This is a genomic window from Pseudomonas sp. CFBP 8771 (genome assembly GCF_014841695.1).
GTDB lineage: Bacteria > Pseudomonadota > Gammaproteobacteria > Pseudomonadales > Pseudomonadaceae > Aquipseudomonas > Aquipseudomonas baltica.
This window is the reverse complement of record NZ_JACYUJ010000001.1, coordinates 219,351-236,835: the sequence shown is the minus strand read 5'-3', so window position 1 is coordinate 236,835 and position 17,485 is coordinate 219,351. Positions and strand designations below refer to the sequence as shown.

The window sequence follows — 17,485 nt, the reverse complement described above, 5'->3', positions numbered from 1 at the left end:
ATCCCCGATTCCTGATAAGTGCATGGGCTACATGCGGAAGACGCCGAAGCGGGTTTCGGCCAGCGGCGCGTTCAACGCCGCCGATAAACCCAGCGCCAGTACGGTTCGGGTTTGCGCAGGATCGATCACGCCGTCGTCCCACAGACGTGCCGAGGAATAGAACGCGTGGGCCTGTTGTTCGTACTGCGCCACCATGGGTTCGGCCAGTTGCCGGGCCTGTTCGTCGCTGAACGCCTGACCCTGGCGCTGGGCCTGCTCCTGCTTGACCTGGACCAGCACGCCGGCCGCCTGCTGGGCGCCCATCACGCCGATCTTGGCGTTCGGCCACATCCACAGGAAGCGCGGATCGTAGGCGCGCCCGCACATCCCGTAATTGCCCGCGCCGTAGCTGGCACCGATGATCACGGTGAACTTGGGCACCTTGGCGCAGGCCACCGCCGTGACCAGCTTGGCGCCGTGCTTGGCGATACCGCCGGCCTCGTATTTCTGGCCGACCATGAAGCCGGTGATGTTCTGCAGGAACACCAGGGGTATTCCACGCTGGCACGCCAACTCGATGAAGTGCGCGCCCTTCTGCGCGGCTTCGGCGAACAGCACGCCGTTGTTTGCCAGGAGGGCCACCGGGTAGCCATGGATATGGGCGAATCCACAGATCAGGGTCGGCCCGAACAGCGCCTTGAACTCGTCGAAGGCCGAGTCGTCGACGATGCGCGCGATGATTTCGTGGATCGGCAGTGGCTGCTTGGGATCAGTGGGGACCAGACCGTAGATCTCGTCTGCGGCATGGCGTGGCGGCCGAGGTTCGATACAGGCCAGCCAGCCATGCTTGCGTCCGTTCAGATGGGCGACGCAGCGCCGGGCGATGGCCAGTGCGTGCTGGTCGTTTTCGGCGTAGTGATCCGCCACCCCCGACTGCCGGCAATGCAGGTCGGCACCGCCGAGGGCCTGCGCGCTGACCACCTCGCCGGTGGCGGCCTTGACCAGCGGCGGGCCGGCCAGAAAGATGGTCGCCTGATCGCGAACCATGATGGTCTCGTCACTCATGGCCGGCACATAGGCGCCCCCGGCCGTGCACGAGCCCAGCACCACGGCGATCTGGGCGATGCCCTGGGCGCTCATGTTGGCCTGGTTGTAGAAGATCCGCCCGAAGTGCTCGCGGTCTGGAAACACTTCGTCCTGACGCGGCAGGTTGGCGCCCCCGGAGTCGACCAGGTACAAACAGGGCAGGCGGTTATGCTGGGCGATTTCCTGGGCGCGCAAATGCTTCTTCACGGTCAGCGGGTAATAGCTGCCGCCTTTGACCGTGGCATCGTTGGCGATGATCATGCACTCGACGCCGGACACCCGTCCGATACCGGTGATCAAACCGGCAGCGGCGACCTGTTCGGGATACACCTCATGGGCGGCCAGCAGGCCCACTTCGAGGAAGGCCGAGCCTGGGTCGAGCAGCACGTCGATACGCTGCCGCGGCAGCAGCTTGCCGCGCGCGACATGCCGCGCCTGCGCTGCTTCACCACCGCCCTGATGAATCTGCGCCGCGCATTGCTGCAGCGTTTCGAGCTGCCGCAGCATGGCTTCGCGATTGGCGGCGAAGTCGGCGGAACGGGTGTTGATCTGGGTGTGCAGAATGGCCATGGGCATTTCCTGTGCGAATACGGCACCAGAGGGACGCGTCAGCGGTTGCGGGCTCAGCGGGTCTGCTCGAACAGCTCGCGGCCGATCAGCATGCGACGGATCTCGCTGGTGCCTGCGCCGATCTCGTACAGCTTGGCGTCACGCCAGAGCCGCCCGGCGGGAAATTCGTTGATGTAGCCATTGCCGCCGAGGATCTGGATGGCTTCACCGGCCAGCCAGGTGGCTTTTTCAGCGGCATACAGAATGACCCCGGCGCAGTCCTTGCGCACCTGGCGCACGGGTGCCTGGCCCAGTGCATCGAGGTGCCGGCCCACGGCGTAGAGGTACGCCCGACATGCCTGCTGGGTGGTGTACATGTCGGCCAGCTTGCCCTGGATGAGCTGGAACTCGCCGATGCTCTGGCCGAACTGCTGGCGGTCGTGGACGTACGGCAACACCAGGTCCATGGCCGCCTGCATCAACCCCAGGGGGCCACCGCTGAGCACGGCGCGCTCGTAGTCCAGGCCACTCATCAGCACACCGACGCCCTGCCCCGTCTGGCCCAGCACGTTCTGCAGCGGCACTTCGACGTCCTGGAACACCAGCTCGCCGGTGTGCGAGCCGCGCATGCCCAGCTTGTCGAGTTTCTGCGCGACGCTGAAGCCAGGCGCGCCTTTCTCCAGGATGAACGCAGTGATGCCCTTGGCCCCGGCTGCCATGTCGGTCTTGGCGTAGACCACCAGCACGTCGCAGTCCGGGCCGTTGGTGATCCACATCTTGGTGCCGTTGAGCACGTAGCGGTCACCCTTGAGGTCGGCGCGCAAGCGCATGGAAACCACGTCGGAACCAGCGTTGGGCTCGCTCATGGCGAGTGCACCGATGTGTTCGCCGCTGATCAGCTTCGGCAGGTAGCGGGCCTTCTGTTCGGCAGTGCCGTTGCGGTTGATCTGGTTGACGCAGAGGTTGGAATGGGCGGCGTAGGACAAACCGATGGCCCCGGAGCCGCGGGAGATTTCCTCCATCGCGACCATGTGCGCCAGGTAGCCCATGCCCGTCCCGCCCCACTCTTCGGCCACGGTCAGGCCCAGCAGGCCCATGTCGCCGAACTTGCGCCACAGGTCGGCAGGAAACTGGTCGCTGCGATCGGCCTCGGCGGCACGCGGGGTGATCTCGCGCGCCACGAAGGCAGCCACGGAATCGCGCAGCATGTCGATGTCTTCGCCAAGGAAGAAATCCAGTCCCGGTACTGAAATCATGTTCGCCACCCACTTGTTGTTTTTTTTGGGGAGAAAGCTGTTGAGCACAATCATCTTGCAGGAAACGTTACAGGGGGCACTGCGCACCGCAGACGCGCTCCGGTCAAGTCTGCAGCGCGGCGCGGCAGCGTTCTTCAGCGGTGTCGAGCTCCACCTGCATCTGTTCGATGTCCAGCATCTGCTGCTGCAACTGCGCCCGGCGCTCGGTGATTTTCTCCAGAAAACGGTCGAGTTGCTTGCGGTTGCCCGACGGGTCGTACATGTCGATGAGCTCTTTGCATTCGGCCAGGGAGAAGCCGATGCGCTTGCCGCGCAGGATCAGTTTCATCGCCACCAGGTCGCGCGGCGCATAGATCCGCTCCTGGCCACGGCGCGTCGGCGTGACCATGCCCTGCTCTTCATAGAAACGCAGGGTCCTGGGCGTTACGTCCAACAACTGGGCTATGTCGGAAATGCTGTAGGTCGTGCTCACGTCGATCGACTTCCTGGTGCTTTACGTTAACGTAAACGTCAGCGAGAGGCCTGTCAATACACGCCGCTGTGCTATCGAGGGGCGGGAAGTCTCGGGACGCGATCCTGGGAGCGCGTCATCGGCAGCGGTCAGGCGAAGGCCGGCACACCGCTGTGGAAGCGAAATTCGGGGTCGGGCGTTTCGATCAGTTCGGCTTCGGCCACGCGAACCCTGTCGACGGTCTGGGCGATATCGGCGGCATCGCCGTATTGATGCGCCAGTTTCAGGTAGCCCTGGTAATGCCGCGCTTCGCTCATGAGCAGGCCGTTGTAGAAGGTGCCCAGCTCTTCGTCCAGATGCGGCACCAGAGCCGCGAAACGCTCGCAGCTGCGCGCTTCGATGAAAGCGCCAACCACCAGGGTGTCGACCAGCTTGACGGGCTCGTGGTTGCGCACCTGCTTGCGCAGCGACGAGGCATAGCGGCTCGCCGACAGGGGTTGCAGTTCGATCTTGCGGCGCTTCATCAGGCGCAGGACCTGCTCGTGGTGCACCAGCTCCTCGCGAGCCAGGCGCGACATCATGTTGATCAGATCGGCATGGGTGCAGTACTTGGCGATCAGGCTCAGGGCCGTGGAGGCTGCCTTGAATTCGCAGTTCTTGTGGTCGATCAGCAGGGTCTGCTGGTCGGCCAGCGCGGCCTGGACCCAGGCATTGGGCGTGGGGCAGCCGAGAAAGGCATGAATTTCAGACAGCATGGCCAGGCACCTGGAAAAAAGGGGGCGATTATACCCAGCTCGCCAGCAACTGGGTATGTGCGCCGCGCGACCGCCGCTGCGAGGCGATCAGTCGCTTTTCTTGCGGATCCAGTAGCGGTAGGTACCGCCCTCCTCGTCCTGCTGAACCAGCTCATGGCCCAGGAATACGCAGAACTTGGGGATGTCGCGACGGGTCGAGGGGTCGGTGGCAATGACTTTCAGCAGGCCGCCTGCAGGCAGGTCGCGCACATGCTGGTGCAGCATCATCACCGGTTCCGGACAGCTCAGGCCGGTGGCATCCAGAGTACGGTCGGCAGGCAAGGTTTGAGTCATGAAAAGCTCCAGGTCAAGCGGGCATTCAGGCGCACGTTCGAAACCAATAGTGTAGCGCCAGCGCGCGGTCCGAGCGCAGCGTGCGACCTCAGGCCGCAGCGCTCGGATCGATCAGCGCCGGCCGCCGTCGAGTCGACGCAGGTGGCAGGTGACTTCCTCGCGGTCATGGTACAGCTGCTTGCAGCCGATCTGCACCTTGATGCCGCGCGCCTTGAAACCTTCTTCGATGCGCTCGAGCAAGCGCTGGACTTCGGCATAGCGCTGCTTCATCGGCAGCTTCAGATTGACCACTGCTTCGCGGCAGAGGTTCTCGCCCAGCCAGGTTTCCAGCAAGGCGGCGTTGCGCGCCGGCTTCTCGACGATGTCGCAGACCATCCAGTCCACCGTCTGCTTGGGCCGATAGGTGAACCCGTCGGCCATCAGATGGGTAACCAATCCGGTGTCCATCAGGCTCTGCGCCATCGGCCCGTTGTCGATAGCGGTAACCAGCATGCCGCGGCGTACCAGCTGGTAGGTCCAGCCACCGGGTGCGGCGCCCAGGTCGACACCGGTCATGTCGCCGTGCAGGCGTTCGTCCCATTGCTCGCGGGGAATGAAGTGATGCCATGCCTCTTCGAGTTTCAGGGTCGAACGGCTGGGCGCCTCGCGGGGGAACTTGAGCCGCGGGATGCCCATGGGCCACATGGCGAAATTACCCGCGTCGGCCATGCCCAGGAAGACTTCGCGACCACTCTTGAACGTCAGCAGCAAGCGCGGCAAGGCAGGATCGTCCACCAGCCTGCCAGCACCCAGCAGGGCCTTGCGCAGCGGTGCTTCGAACTTCTTGCAGAAATTCGACAGCTCCTTGCCATCGTTGGTGTCGAGCACTTCCAGCCACAGGCTGCCACACACTGGATAGGCCGCCAGGTGGTCGAGCAGCACGCTGATGCGGTCGGTTTCGGGCAACTGCACGAAATCGCCCCTGGCCCACTGCCGTGGAAATATCAAGTCACTAAAACGCAACTCGCGCATCAACCGCGCCGGACCGGCCGGTTCGTGGCAGATGAATTCGGCGCAGGCGGTCAGCGGCTTCGCCTTGGCATACCCAGCAACCCCCAGCCGTGCGGCGTGTTCGGCGATCTCCGAGCAGACCTCGCCTTCGAAGCCGGGGCGGCAATGCATAAACAGCGTATTCATAAAGGGACTTTCACCGCCGGGGTGCTCAAATCGGCGCATGATAAAGGAAATCGGAACCCTGGGCATGCACTGGAAGTCCCTGACTGAAAGAACCTGTTTATCCAGCCCGTGCCGTGCGGGCCTGAAAAGGAGCTGATCCATGTCCTCCCTCGATAGCCTGAAAAGCCTGAAGACGCTCGACGTCGCGGGCACGTCCTATCACTACTTCAGCCTGCCCGATGCTGCCAACAGCCTGGGTGACCTGCAGAAACTGCCGATGTCGCTCAAGGTCCTGCTGGAGAACCTGCTGCGCTGGGAAGACGGCAAGACCGTGACCGGTGCCGACCTTCAGGCCCTGGCCGATTGGCTGCAGGAGCGCCGCTCCGATCGCGAGATTCAATACCGCCCGGCACGGGTGCTGATGCAGGATTTCACCGGGGTACCGGCGGTGGTCGACCTCGCCGCCATGCGCGCGGCCGTGGCCAAGGCCGGCGGTGACCCTCAGCGAATCAATCCGTTGTCGCCGGTGGACCTGGTGATCGACCATTCGGTGATGGTCGACCGTTATGCCACCGGGCAGGCATTCGAGGAAAACGTCGACATCGAGATGGAGCGCAATGGCGAGCGCTATGCGTTCTTGCGCTGGGGTCAGAGCGCGTTCGACAACTTCAGCGTGGTCCCGCCGGGCACCGGCATCTGTCACCAGGTCAACCTCGAATACCTGGGCCGTACGGTCTGGACCAAGGAAGACGACGGCCGCACCTACGCCTTTCCCGACACCCTGGTGGGCACCGACTCCCACACCACCATGATCAACGGCCTGGGGGTACTGGGCTGGGGCGTCGGCGGTATCGAAGCGGAAGCCGCCATGCTCGGCCAGCCGGTGTCGATGCTGATTCCCGAGGTCATTGGCTTCAAGCTCACCGGCAAGCTCAAGGAAGGCATCACGGCCACCGACCTGGTACTGACCGTGACGCAGATGCTGCGCAAGAAAGGCGTCGTGGGCAAGTTCGTCGAATTCTACGGTGATGGCCTGGCCGATCTGCCCCTGGCCGACCGCGCGACCATTGCCAACATGGCGCCGGAGTACGGTGCCACCTGCGGTTTCTTCCCGGTGGATGACGTGACCCTGGGTTACCTGCGCCTGTCCGGACGCCCGGAAGCCACCGTGCAATTGGTCGAAGCCTATTGCAAGGCGCAGGGCATGTGGCGCCTGCCCGGCCAGGAGCCGGTATTCAGCGATACCCTGGGGCTGGACATGGGTGAGGTCGAGGCCAGCCTGGCCGGGCCGAAGCGCCCGCAGGATCGCGTGGCACTGCCCAAGGTCAGCGCGGCGTTCGACGATTTCATCGGCCTGCAGCTCAAGCCGACCAGCAAGGAAGAAGGCCGCCTGGAAAGCGAGGGCGGCGGTGGCGTGGCGGTGGGCAACGCCGACCAGACCGAGGGCACGCCGTATACCTGGCGCGGCCAGACGCACAGTCTGCAGCACGGCGCAGTGGTCATTGCGGCCATCACCTCGTGCACCAATACCTCCAACCCCAGCGTGATGATGGCCGCCGGGCTGGTGGCGAAGAAGGCGGTCGAAAAAGGCCTGACCACCAAGCCGTGGGTCAAGACTTCCCTGGCCCCCGGCTCCAAAGTGGTCACCGACTACTATCGGGCTGCGGGCCTGACCCAGTATCTGGACACGCTGGGCTTCGCCCTGGTCGGTTATGGCTGCACCACCTGCATCGGCAACTCGGGGCCGCTGGACGAGCCTATCGAGCAAGCCATCCAGAGCGCGGACCTGACCGTGGCTTCGGTGCTCTCGGGCAACCGCAACTTCGAGGGCCGGGTGCACCCGCTGGTGAAGACCAACTGGTTGGCCTCACCACCACTGGTAGTCGCCTACGCCCTGGCCGGCAGTGTGCGTACCGACATCAGCAGTGAACCCTTGGGCACCGGCAGTGACGGCCAGCCGGTCTACCTGCGCGACATCTGGCCCACCCAGCAGGAGATTGCCGACGCAGTGGCCAAGGTCGACACCGCGATGTTCCACAAGGAGTACGCCGAGGTGTTCGCCGGCGATGCGCAATGGCAGGCAATCGAAGTGTCGCAGGCGCCTACCTACGTCTGGCAGGCCGACTCGACCTACATCCAGCATCCACCGTTTTTCGAGGATATCGCCGGTCCCGCACCCGTGATCGCCGACGTGCAGGGCGCAAGCATTCTGGCCTTGCTGGGGGATTCGGTCACCACTGACCACATCTCCCCTGCGGGCAACATCAAGGCTGACAGTCCGGCGGGCCGTTATCTGCGCGACAAGGGCGTGGAACCGCGTGATTTCAACTCCTATGGCTCGCGCCGGGGCAACCACGAAGTGATGATGCGCGGGACCTTTGCCAACATCCGTATCCGCAACGAAATGCTCGGGGGTGAAGAAGGTGGCAACACCTTGTTCATTCCTACGGGCGAGAAGCTGCCGATCTACGATGCGGCCATGCGCTACCAGCAGGCCGGCACACCGCTGGTGATCATTGCCGGCCAGGAGTATGGCACCGGTTCGAGCCGCGACTGGGCTGCCAAGGGGACCAATCTGCTGGGCGTCAAGGCCGTGGTGGCGGAGAGTTTCGAGCGTATCCACCGTTCCAACCTGGTGGGCATGGGCGTGCTGCCCTTGCAGTTCACCGACGGGCAGAGCCGCAAGAGCCTCGCCCTGACCGGCCGCGAGACCCTGGACATCGTCGGTTTGAGTGGTGCCCGGCTGCAGCCGCACATGCGCCTGGACCTGCGCATCCGCCGTGAGAACGGCCAGCAGGAAACCGTCGAACTGCTGTGCCGGATCGACACCCTCAACGAAGTGGAGTATTTCCGTTCCGGCGGTATCCTGCACTACGTCTTGCGCCAGTTGATTGGGAACCCCGTGGTGTAAAGCATCTGTAGGAGCGGTCAGCGGCCGCGAAAAGAACACCGCGGATGATCTGACATGCCGCGGTGTCTGGTTCGCGGCCGCGGACCGCTCCTACGGGGGATCGAAGGGATTGCTCCCGTTGACCGGCGGGTATCAACCACAACGGGGCCTGCAGCGCTTTCTGAAACATTAGGTTTCAAATGATTGCATCCGTAATTCATTTGGTTCTTGTTCTCATTCTTGTTTATCCAGTGCAATAGCCGCCATCCAAATCCGTGGCCACCTGTTCGCTGGATCCGGAACCTGCCCCTCAGGCGACCGGCTTCGTGAATCGAGAACGTTTTCCCATGTCCAAGAAGTCCCGCTCGAAAATCTGGTTCCTGGTGCACAGCTGGTTGGCCCTGCCGATCTGGTTTTTCGTGCTGATCGTATGTGTGACCGGCACCCTGGCCGTGGTGAGCACCGAGATCATGTGGCTGATCAATCCGGAAATGCGTGCCAACAAACCGTCCGACGACGCCCAGCCGTTGAACTACGACCAACTGATGGCCGCCATCGAACGCGATCATCCCGAGCTGCGAGTCAGCAATCTCATTCACCCCGACGGCGACTACTTCGCCGTCAACGCCAGTGTCACCTACCCGGACGGCCGCTCGCCAACGGTCTATGTGAACCCCTATACCGGCGTGCTGCAAGGCGTCAGTCCGGCATTCGACTTCCCGGCCTTCACCCGCGCCCTGCACGGCTGGTGGCTGGTGCCCTTCACCAACGGCTTCTCCTGGGGCTGGTACCTGGTGTCGTTCCTCGGCCTGCCGCTGCTGGTGTCCCTGATCACCGGCCTGGTGGTGTACAAGAAATTCTGGAAGGGCTTTCTCAAGCCCACCCTGCGCCTGAACCAGGGCGCACGGGTGTTCTGGGGTGACTTCCACCGCCTCAGCGGTATCTGGTCGATCTGGTTCATCGCGGTCATCGCCATTACCGGCGTGTGGTTCCTGATTCGCGCCATCCTCTACGACAACCAGATCAGCATCTCCAGCTACTCGCCGGTCACCTCGGTGATTGCCCGGGCCGACGTGCCGCTGGTGGCCGACGGCACGCCGGCACCGATGATCCCGGTCGAGCAGGCCATCGCCGTGGTCAAACAGCAAGTGCCGGGCCTCGATGCCAGCTACGTGTCGCTGCCGCTCAACGCCTACAGCCCGATGGAAGTGGGTGGCCGCAGTTGGTATCCGCTGATGTTCCAGACCGCCAGCATCAACCCCTACACCGGGCAGCTGATCAGCTCGCACCTGCTGGGCGACCGCAATGCACTGGAGTTCGTTACCGAGTCCATGCGCCCGCTGCACACCGGTGACTTCGGCGGGCTGTGGATCAAGCTGATCTGGGCCTTCTTCGGCCTGCTGCTGAGCATGATGGTGCTCAGCGGCTTGATGATCTGGAGCAAACGCACCGCCCTGGCCACGGCCCAGGCGTTCAAGCGAGGCGCCCGCCACGAAACTGCGCAGACGGCCACCGGCAGCCTGCACCCGATTGCCCACAAGACCGCGGAGCGCAGCCTGTGAGCCGAGTCCTCAGTGCCCCCACGCCTTCGCCCCTGTCGCGTTTCTGGCGCAAGTGGCGGTTCCATATCAACGTGCTGCTGGTGTTCATCCCGCTGAGCTTCATGCCGCACTATTTCGCCGAGAACGCCATGGATCGCGGCGACAGCGGCCTGGGCGAGCGGACAGTAGGCGACATCGCCGTCGGGCCGTGGAGCCTGACCTTGGCCGAACGCCGCATCGAAGGCCCGACCGCCGAAAGCGGCCAGGACATCAAGTACTTCAACGCGGCCCTGTGCAAAACCTGCATCGACCAGGTCAAGGCCACCTACCTGCGCATCGGCAAGCCACGCAGCCTGAGGGCTGCAGGCGTGATCTTCTTCGGCAGTGGCTACCGCATGTTCGCCGGGTTGCCAGTGCCGGCCAAAACCCAAGCCGATGCTCAGCTGTGGATCACCATGGAAGGCTGGGACGGCTCGATGCACCAGACCTCCATTCCATTGAGCCAGGCATCACCCGCGACGGTGGCCTGGCTGAACCGTCAAGGAACCCGACCATGACCCGCGTTTCATTCATCCGCTGGCCCGCCCTGGCACTGGGGCTGCTCGCTGCCGCCTGCAGCGGCGTGGCCCTGGCGCACAACCCGATGTGCGAATGCAAGCAGATCGACGACCAGCAGATCCGCTGCACCGGCGGATTTTCCGATGGCAGCGGCGCGCCGGGGGTGACCCTGGACGTGGTCGGCTATGACGAAAGCATCCTGGTACCCGGCAAGCTGGGCAGCGATTCGACCGTGACCTTCAAGCGTCCGGATGCCGAGTTCTATGTGCTGTTCGATGCCGGCCCCGGCCACGTCGTCGAAATCGACCAAGCCGACATCGAGGCACCATGAGCACGCCTGTCACGCACATCGTGCGCCCGGCCGGTGCGGGCCATGAAACCCTGTACGTCGGCCTGCTCTGCCTGTTCATCCTGCTGGCGGCGGCCGGCGTTGTGTCCTGGCACGGGGTCAGCCACGAAGCCGTCGCGGTACCGTCCCACCAGCTCGACGCCCGACGCGACCTGAGCGCCGCCGAACAGGGCATCTACGCCGACCTGCGAGTGACCCTCGACGAGGTCCGCCTGCTGGCCGAGGAACAGTCCGATCCGGTCACGCCCGAGCAACTGGCCCGCGAGGGCTTCCCACCCTTCGCCCAGGACGCCAGCTCGGTCAGCCGCGGCAGCCACGCCTGGCAGATGGTCCAGGGCGCCTACGTGGGCCTGAGCCAGGCGCCAGAGGTGGCGGGCTCGTTCCTGCTGCGCATGAACGGCGCGGACGCCGATGTCTGGCTCAACCGCGCACCCTCCGCCAGTGCACCGGCGCTGCTGGACGACACGTCGCTTGCCGACAGCGGCTGGCAGCAGGTCATCGCCCAGTTCGACACCGGTGTCACCCGCCAGCATCGCCATTGAATACGCCCTCTTCACCAGGATTCTTCATGCCCAGATCTATCGCCCGCCGTCCGTTGCTGCGACTCCTGTCCGTTGCAGTGCTGGGCACCCTGTTCACCAGCACCGCCTGGGCCGCCGACGCCAAGCCGCTGCGTATCGGCATCACATTGCACCCCTACTACAGCTATGTGGCGAACATCGTCGGCGACAAGGCCGAAGTGGTGCCGTTGATCCCGGCCGGGTTCAACCCCCATGCCTACGAGCCACGCGCCGACGACATCAAGCGCATCGGCAGCCTGGACGTGATCGTGCTCAATGGCGTCGGCCATGACGATTTTGCCGACCGCATGATCGAAGCCAGCGAGAAACCCGATATCCACGTGATCGAGGCCAATGCCGACGTGCCCCTGCTGGCGGCCACCGGGACGATGGCGCGTGGCGCCGGCAAAGTGGTCAATCCGCACACGTTCCTGTCCATCAGTGCCTCTATCGCCCAGGTCAACAACATCGCCCGCGAACTGGGCAAGCTCGACCCGGACAACGCCAAGTTCTACACCGCCAATGCCCGGGCCTACGGCAAGCGCCTGCGCACCCTGCGCGCCGACGCCCTGGCCAAGCTGACCCAGGCGCCCAACGCCGAGCTGCGGGTGGCCACGGTACACGCGGCCTACGACTACCTGCTGCGCGAGTTCGGCCTGGAAGTGACCGCCGTGGTCGAGCCGGCGCACGGCATCGAGCCCAGCCCCAGCCAGCTGAAGAAGACCATCGACCAGCTGCGTGAACTGGACGTCAAGGTGATCTTCTCGGAAATGGATTTCCCTTCGACCTATGTGGAAACCATCCAGCGCGAGTCGGGAGTGAAGATGTACCCCCTCTCGCACATCTCCTATGGCGAGTACAGCGCCGACAAGTACGAGAAGGAAATGGGCGGCAACCTCAACACCGTGGTCCGGGCCATCCAGGAGGCCGGCGCATGACGGCCGCCGAACCCCTCGCCCTCGCCCGCAGCGGCCCCGCCATCGAGTTCGCCGAAGTGGGCCTGGTGCTGGGCCGCACGCTGATTCTCGACCAGGTCTCCTTTCGCGTGGCCAGCGGCAGCGTGCACGCGCTGGTCGGACCCAACGGCGGTGGCAAGAGCTCGTTGATCAAGACCCTGCTGGGGCAGATGCCCCATCGTGGCCAGTTGAGCCTGCAGTGGCCGGGCAGCCCCGGGGTGATCGGCTATGTACCGCAGGCACTGGAATTCGACCGTGGCCTGCCGATGACGGTCGACGATTTCATGGCCGCCATGTGCCAGCGTCGGCCTGCCTTTCTCGGCCTGTCGAAACGCTATGCCGGCGCCATTGGCGAGGCCCTGGAGCGAGTCGGCATGCAGGACAAGCGCAAGCGCCGCATGGGCGCGTTGTCGGGCGGCGAACGCCAGCGCGTGCTGTTGGCGCAGGGCTTGATCCCGGCGCCGCAGCTGCTGATCCTCGACGAGCCCATGTCGGCGCTCGACGAAGCCGGCATCCAGGTGTTCGAGCGCCTGCTGCTGGACTGGCAGCAAGCCGGCATCACGGTCATGTGGATCGAGCACGACCTGGAAGCGGTCAAGCGTCTGGCCGACCACGTCACCGGGCTCAACCGACGCGTGCTGTTCGACGCCAGGCCGGCGGACGCACTGACGCCAGACCGGCTGCTCACGCTGTTCTCCACCCATCCACGCGCCGGGGGCCTCGCCTGATGGACTACGAACAGTTTCGCCTGGCCATCCAGGGCCTTGCCTCGGACGGCTACCTGCCCGCTGCACTGGCCTACGGTTTCGTGGTCAACGCCTTGATCGCCGGGTTGCTGATCGGCCCGGTACTGGGCGGCCTGGGAACGCTGGTGGTGGTCAAGCGCTTTGCGTTCTTTTCCGAAGCGGTCGGGCATGCCGCGCTCACCGGCGTGGCCATCGGCATCCTGCTCGGCGAACCCTACACGGGCCCCTACGGCAGCCTGTTCGGCTACTGCCTGCTGTTCGGCATCGTGCTCAATTACCTGCGCAATCGCACCGGCCTGGCGCCGGACACGCTGATCGGCGTGTTTCTGTCGGTCTCGCTGGCCCTGGGTGCCAGCCTGCTGTTGACCCTGGCCGGCAAGATCAACGTGCACATTCTCGAGAACGTGCTGTTCGGCTCGGTACTGACAGTCAACGGCAACGATCTGCTGGTACTGGCCGTGGTCGGTATCCTGGTCCTGAGCCTGAGCCTGCCGCTGTACAACCGCATCATGCTGGCCAGCTTCAATCCGCAGCTGGCCGCGGTGCGCGGCGTGGCGGTGAAAGCCCTGGATTACCTGTTCGTGATTCTGGTGACGCTGATCACCGTGGCAGCGGTGAAGGTCATCGGCGCGATCCTGGTCGGTGCGCTGCTGGTGATTCCGGCAGCGGCGGCACGGCTGCTGAGCCAGTCGCTCAAGGGCTTCTTCTGGATCTCGGTGATCATTGCCACGGTGAGCACCCTGTGCGGGATCCTGCTGCCGATCCTCTTCGATCTGCCGGTGCCTTCCGGGGCGGCCATCATCCTGGTCGCAGGCCTGGCCTTCGCTCTCGCCGCCATCGCCCGCGGCACCTTGCCCAGCCTCAAAGGGAACATCGGATAAATGCCTACTCTGCGCAAACTGACAGTCGCCCTGGCCCTGTGTGCGGCGCTCGCCCCTGCGATCCAGGCGGCGGAGCCGGTGAAGGTTCTCGCCAGCCTGCCGATCACCTACGGCCTGGGCCAACTGCTGCTCAAGGACAGCGGCGTGCAACTGCACCGTGCGGCCGCCGCCAACCTGCCCGGCTCCCGACAGAATGCCTATTTCACCGGCCGCGGCGCAGAAGCCCTGGCCGGACTGGCCGGCGCTGCCGACGCGGTGATCGGGCTGCGTTCGCTATGGCCTGACGACTCCCTGTACCCGCTGGCGCGGCGCAGCAACATTCGCATCGTCGAGATCGACGCAGCGCGCCCGGTCGACGGGGTGCTGCCCGGTATCGCGGTACAGCCGGGCGTGAGCGGACTGAACAGCCAGCCGTGGCTGTCGAGCAACAACATGGGCCGCATGGCCGACGTCATGGCTGCCGACCTGGTACGCCTGGCTCCGGCCGCCAAACCGCGGATCGACGCCAACCTGGCCGCACTCAAGCAGCAACTGCTCAAGCTCAGCGCCGACAGCGAGGCACGCCTGGCAAAGGCGGACAATGTCAGTGTGGTCAGCCTCAGCGACAGCTTCGCCTACCTTGCAGCCGGTCTCAATCTGGACACGGTGGCCACCCAGGTGCTCAACGACGAACAGTGGGACACCGCGCAGCTGGAGAACCTGAGCATGACGCTCAAGGACAACGACGTTGCCCTGGTCATCGACCATCGCCAACCGCCCGAAGCGGTCAAGGCGGTGATCACTGCCGCAGGCAGCAAGCTGCTGGTGCTGGCCGAGGAAAGCGACGACCCGATCGCCGACCTGCAGGCTCACATGAGCGCCGTCATCCAGGCCCTTTGACCCTACCCTGCCGTAAGCAGGCTGCGGTTCCCGGGCCTGCTCGGCAATGACTTTGAAGCCCTCTCACCACCCTTCGCCGATATCCCATTCAATCTTTTCCCGAGCTGGCCGAGAACCTGTCAAAGCCCCACGGAATGAATGGACACTCATGCGTAACAATCAGCCTATCACCCAGCGCGAACGGACTTTCCCTGCCCAGCAGCGCCTGATTTCCACGACCGACACCCAAGGAATGATCACCTACTGCAATGATGCTTTCGTGGAGATCAGCGGGTTCACCCGCGAGCAGCTGATTCGCGCGCCGCACAATACAGTGCGCCACCCGGACGTGCCTTCGGCGGTGTTCGAGCACATGTGGGCGACGCTGCGCCAGGGCCTGCCATGGATGGGCATCATCAAGAACCGTTGCGAGAACGGCGACTACTACTGGGTCAACGCCTACGTCACTCCGGTGCTTGAAAACAAGCAGGTGGTGGGTTACGAATCGGTACGGATCAAGCCGACGGCCGAGCAGATCCGCCGTGCCCAGTCGCTTTACGAACGCTTGAACAACGGCAGATCCGCAGTACCCGGCCGCGATCGCTGGATGCCGGTGCTGCAGAACTGGCTGCCGTTCATTCTGGTCAGTCAGGTCGGCTTCATGATCGGCACCTGGCTGGATACCTCGTGGGGGTTCGCCCTGGCCGCCGGGCTGTCGCTGCCACTGGGCCTGATGGGCCTGAGCTGGCAGCAGCGCGGTATCAAGCGGCTGCTCAAGCTGGCGGACCAGACCACCTCGGATCCGCTCATCGCGCAGATGTACACCGACAGCCGGGGCGCCCAGGCGCGCCTGGAAATGGCCATTCTGAGCCAGGAAGCGCGCTTGAAGACCTGCCTGACCCGTTTGCAGGACACCGCCGAGCACCTGACCGGTCAAGCCCGGCAATCCGATGCCCTCGCGCACCAGAGCTCCCAGGGCCTGGACCGTCAGCGCCTGGAAACCGAGCAGGTAGCCGCTGCGGTGAACCAGATGGCGGCCACTACCCAGGAAGTGGCCAGCCATGTGCAGCGCACTGCCGACGCCACCCAGGAGGCCAACCGCCTGACCAGCCGCGGGCGCGACATCGCCGGCGAAACCCGCGAGGCGATCCAGCGCTTGTCGGTGGTCGTCGGGGAAACCGGGCAGACCGTGACCCAGCTGGCCAAGGACAGCGACGAGATCGGCGGCGTGGTGGATGTGATCAAAGGTATCGCCGACCAGACCAACCTGCTGGCGCTCAACGCAGCCATCGAAGCGGCACGCGCCGGCGAAATGGGCCGCGGCTTCGCCGTGGTCGCCGACGAGGTGCGTCAGCTGGCACAACGCACCAGCGAGTCGACCGGGCAGATCCACGGGCTCATCGCCAAGCTGCAGCAGACCGCCAACAATGCCGTGCAGACCATGGATGCCGGTCACCGTCAGGCCGAGGAAGGCGTGGCTCGCGTGCTGGAAGCCGACCAGGCGTTGATCGGCATCAGCGAAGCGGTCGCCAACATCACCGACATGACCACGCAGATCGCCGCAGCCACCGAAGAGCAGAGTGCAGTGGCCGAGGAGATCAGCCGCAACATCACCACCATCTCGCACCTGGCCGATGAAACCAGCGAACAGGCGCAGAACTCGGCACTGCTCAGCGAAGAGCTGACCAAGACCGCCAACAGCCAGTATTCGCTGGTGGAGCGTTTCAACCGCTGACTGCCCCCTGCCCTCGCATCGCAGCCTGCATGGCAGGCCACGTGTCGGCTACGCGAGTCAGGACAGGAAGGCCACGATCCGGTCGGCGGCGGTCTGCAGATGCTGATCGTGGCTGAACCCGGATGACTTCAAGGGTTTGAGGTCATGATCGGCGGCGCTGAGCCAGTACAGCTCGATTTCCCCCGACAAATCAAAGCCTGCCACTGTCTCGCAGTTGCCCAACGTATCGCGCTCGCCCTGGATGATCAGGGTTGGCGTGCGCAGGTCGGCCAGGTGTTCGACGCGCGGTTTCTCCGGCTTGCCGGCCGCGTAGAAGGGATACCCCAGGCACACCAGTGCATCGGCACCCAGTTCGTCCGCCAGCAGGCTGGCCATCCGTCCGCCCATCGATTTGCCCCCCACGGCCAGGGTTCCCGTCACCAGCGGTCGCACCAGGGCATAGGCCTGTCGCCAGCTTTCCAGCAGGCTTGCCTGCGGACTGGGTGGACGCTTGCTGCCGCCGCTGCGGCGCTGGGCCATGTAGGGAAACTCGAAGCGCACCACGCTGACCCCGCCAGCGGCCAGCCGCTCGGCCATGCTGTTCATGAAGGCACTGTCCATCGGCGCGCCGGCACCGTGCGCGAGGATCAGGCACGGCGCCTGCGCGCCAGTCTGGGCAGGGTTCCACAGCCAGCCGTTGTCTTGCATGCGTTGGCTCCACTGATCTTCGCTCATCATCCTTCCGTCGACGTTTGGCACTATTGGCGATTCACAGACTCTGAGGCAAAACGCGGCACAGGAAAAGTGCCCTGTGCATGATGGCGTGCACGACGTCAGCGTGCAGGCGCGGCTCGCCCCCTCCCCTATA

At 64.5% G+C, this 17,485-nt stretch carries 17 protein-coding genes; 10 read left to right on the top strand and 7 right to left on the bottom strand.

Annotated features, from left to right (window positions below; translation table 11 throughout):
• Nucleotides 1–27: 27 nt before the first annotated feature.
• The 6 genes from IFT80_RS01025 to rlmM form a co-directional block, all read right to left on the bottom strand.
• A complete protein-coding gene (locus IFT80_RS01025; RefSeq protein WP_192136558.1) occupies nt 28–1,635 on the bottom strand; it encodes a carboxyl transferase domain-containing protein in 1,608 nt (535 codons plus the stop codon).
• A 53-nt stretch (nt 1,636–1,688) separates the two neighbouring features.
• On the bottom strand, nt 1,689–2,867 hold the full coding sequence (locus tag IFT80_RS01020; RefSeq protein WP_264382838.1) for an isovaleryl-CoA dehydrogenase: 1,179 nt from the start codon (nt 2,865–2,867) through the stop codon (nt 1,689–1,691).
• A 106-nt stretch (nt 2,868–2,973) separates the two neighbouring features.
• A complete protein-coding gene (locus tag IFT80_RS01015) occupies nt 2,974–3,342 on the bottom strand; it encodes a MerR family transcriptional regulator (protein ID WP_185793724.1) in 369 nt (122 codons plus the stop codon).
• A 128-nt stretch (nt 3,343–3,470) separates the two neighbouring features.
• Nucleotides 3,471–4,076, bottom strand: a complete 606-nt coding sequence (gene miaE / locus IFT80_RS01010) for a tRNA-(ms[2]io[6]A)-hydroxylase (protein WP_192136557.1) — start codon at nt 4,074–4,076, stop codon at nt 3,471–3,473.
• A gap of 87 nt (nt 4,077–4,163) precedes the next feature.
• Entirely contained in the window at nt 4,164–4,409 is a 246-nt protein-coding gene (gene tusA, locus IFT80_RS01005) for a sulfurtransferase TusA (protein ID WP_122712992.1), read from the bottom strand.
• Nucleotides 4,410–4,520: 111 nt separating this feature from the next.
• Complete coding sequence (gene rlmM / locus IFT80_RS01000) at nt 4,521–5,585, bottom strand: 23S rRNA (cytidine(2498)-2'-O)-methyltransferase RlmM (protein ID WP_192103653.1); 1,065 nt, start codon at nt 5,583–5,585, stop codon at nt 4,521–4,523.
• Nucleotides 5,586–5,724: 139 nt separating this feature from the next.
• Between rlmM and acnA the strand changes: the two genes are divergently transcribed.
• From acnA to IFT80_RS00950, 10 genes are all read left to right on the top strand, one after another.
• Nucleotides 5,725–8,475 carry an aconitate hydratase AcnA gene (acnA, locus tag IFT80_RS00995; protein ID WP_192136556.1) on the top strand — a complete coding sequence of 917 codons (2,751 nt, stop codon included), beginning with the start codon at nt 5,725–5,727 and terminating at the stop codon, nt 8,473–8,475.
• Nucleotides 8,476–8,801: 326 nt separating this feature from the next.
• Nucleotides 8,802–10,016, top strand: coding sequence for a PepSY-associated TM helix domain-containing protein (locus tag IFT80_RS00990; protein ID WP_192136555.1), 1,215 nt, complete (start codon nt 8,802–8,804; stop codon nt 10,014–10,016).
• The gene (locus IFT80_RS00985; protein ID WP_122478854.1) at nt 10,013–10,552 is read left to right on the top strand and encodes a thiamine pyrophosphate-binding protein; all 540 of its coding nucleotides are present in this window, start codon (nt 10,013–10,015) and stop codon (nt 10,550–10,552) included. The genes IFT80_RS00990 and IFT80_RS00985 overlap by 4 nt, the downstream gene beginning before the upstream one ends.
• Entirely contained in the window at nt 10,549–10,884 is a 336-nt protein-coding gene (locus IFT80_RS00980; protein ID WP_122478856.1) for a hypothetical protein, read from the top strand. Before IFT80_RS00985 ends, IFT80_RS00980 begins: the two co-directional genes overlap by 4 nt.
• Nucleotides 10,881–11,444, top strand: coding sequence for a DUF6162 family protein (locus IFT80_RS00975; protein ID WP_192136554.1), 564 nt, complete (start codon nt 10,881–10,883; stop codon nt 11,442–11,444). The genes IFT80_RS00980 and IFT80_RS00975 overlap by 4 nt, the downstream gene beginning before the upstream one ends.
• Nucleotides 11,445–11,470: 26 nt before the next feature.
• A complete protein-coding gene (locus tag IFT80_RS00970; protein ID WP_192136553.1) occupies nt 11,471–12,400 on the top strand; it encodes a metal ABC transporter substrate-binding protein in 930 nt (309 codons plus the stop codon).
• Nucleotides 12,397–13,146 carry a metal ABC transporter ATP-binding protein gene (locus tag IFT80_RS00965; protein WP_192136552.1) on the top strand — a complete coding sequence of 250 codons (750 nt, stop codon included), beginning with the start codon at nt 12,397–12,399 and terminating at the stop codon, nt 13,144–13,146. Before IFT80_RS00970 ends, IFT80_RS00965 begins: the two co-directional genes overlap by 4 nt.
• Nucleotides 13,146–14,045, top strand: a complete 900-nt coding sequence (locus IFT80_RS00960) for a metal ABC transporter permease (RefSeq protein WP_446730971.1) — start codon at nt 13,146–13,148, stop codon at nt 14,043–14,045. Before IFT80_RS00965 ends, IFT80_RS00960 begins: the two co-directional genes overlap by 1 nt.
• Nucleotides 14,046–14,924, top strand: coding sequence for a metal ABC transporter substrate-binding protein (locus IFT80_RS00955; RefSeq protein WP_192103663.1), 879 nt, complete (start codon nt 14,046–14,048; stop codon nt 14,922–14,924).
• A 148-nt stretch (nt 14,925–15,072) separates the two neighbouring features.
• The gene (locus IFT80_RS00950) at nt 15,073–16,638 is read left to right on the top strand and encodes a methyl-accepting chemotaxis protein (protein ID WP_192103665.1); all 1,566 of its coding nucleotides are present in this window, start codon (nt 15,073–15,075) and stop codon (nt 16,636–16,638) included.
• A 57-nt stretch (nt 16,639–16,695) separates the two neighbouring features.
• Here the strand turns inward: IFT80_RS00950 and IFT80_RS00945 are convergent, their stop codons facing one another.
• Entirely contained in the window at nt 16,696–17,352 is a 657-nt protein-coding gene (locus IFT80_RS00945) for an alpha/beta family hydrolase (protein WP_244652263.1), read from the bottom strand.
• Between the last annotated feature and the right edge of the window lie 133 nt (nt 17,353–17,485).

Coding starts and splice junctions, on each gene's coding strand:
- IFT80_RS01025 (WP_192136558.1), bottom strand. CDS start 1,635: ATGGCCATTCTGCACACCCAGATCAACACCCGTTCCGCCGACTTCGCC.
- miaE (WP_192136557.1), bottom strand. CDS start 4,076: ATGCTGTCTGAAATTCATGCCTTTCTCGGCTGCCCCACGCCCAATGCC.
- tusA (WP_122712992.1), bottom strand. CDS start 4,409: ATGACTCAAACCTTGCCTGCCGACCGTACTCTGGATGCCACCGGCCTG.
- rlmM (WP_192103653.1), bottom strand. CDS start 5,585: ATGAATACGCTGTTTATGCATTGCCGCCCCGGCTTCGAAGGCGAGGTC.
- acnA (WP_192136556.1), top strand. CDS start 5,725: ATGTCCTCCCTCGATAGCCTGAAAAGCCTGAAGACGCTCGACGTCGCG.
- IFT80_RS00990 (WP_192136555.1), top strand. CDS start 8,802: ATGTCCAAGAAGTCCCGCTCGAAAATCTGGTTCCTGGTGCACAGCTGG.
- IFT80_RS00980 (WP_122478856.1), top strand. CDS start 10,549: ATGACCCGCGTTTCATTCATCCGCTGGCCCGCCCTGGCACTGGGGCTG.
- IFT80_RS00975 (WP_192136554.1), top strand. CDS start 10,881: ATGAGCACGCCTGTCACGCACATCGTGCGCCCGGCCGGTGCGGGCCAT.
- IFT80_RS00970 (WP_192136553.1), top strand. CDS start 11,471: ATGCCCAGATCTATCGCCCGCCGTCCGTTGCTGCGACTCCTGTCCGTT.
- IFT80_RS00965 (WP_192136552.1), top strand. CDS start 12,397: ATGACGGCCGCCGAACCCCTCGCCCTCGCCCGCAGCGGCCCCGCCATC.
- IFT80_RS00960 (WP_446730971.1), top strand. CDS start 13,146: ATGGACTACGAACAGTTTCGCCTGGCCATCCAGGGCCTTGCCTCGGAC.
- IFT80_RS00955 (WP_192103663.1), top strand. CDS start 14,046: ATGCCTACTCTGCGCAAACTGACAGTCGCCCTGGCCCTGTGTGCGGCG.
- IFT80_RS00950 (WP_192103665.1), top strand. CDS start 15,073: ATGCGTAACAATCAGCCTATCACCCAGCGCGAACGGACTTTCCCTGCC.
- IFT80_RS00945 (WP_244652263.1), bottom strand. CDS start 17,352: ATGAGCGAAGATCAGTGGAGCCAACGCATGCAAGACAACGGCTGGCTG.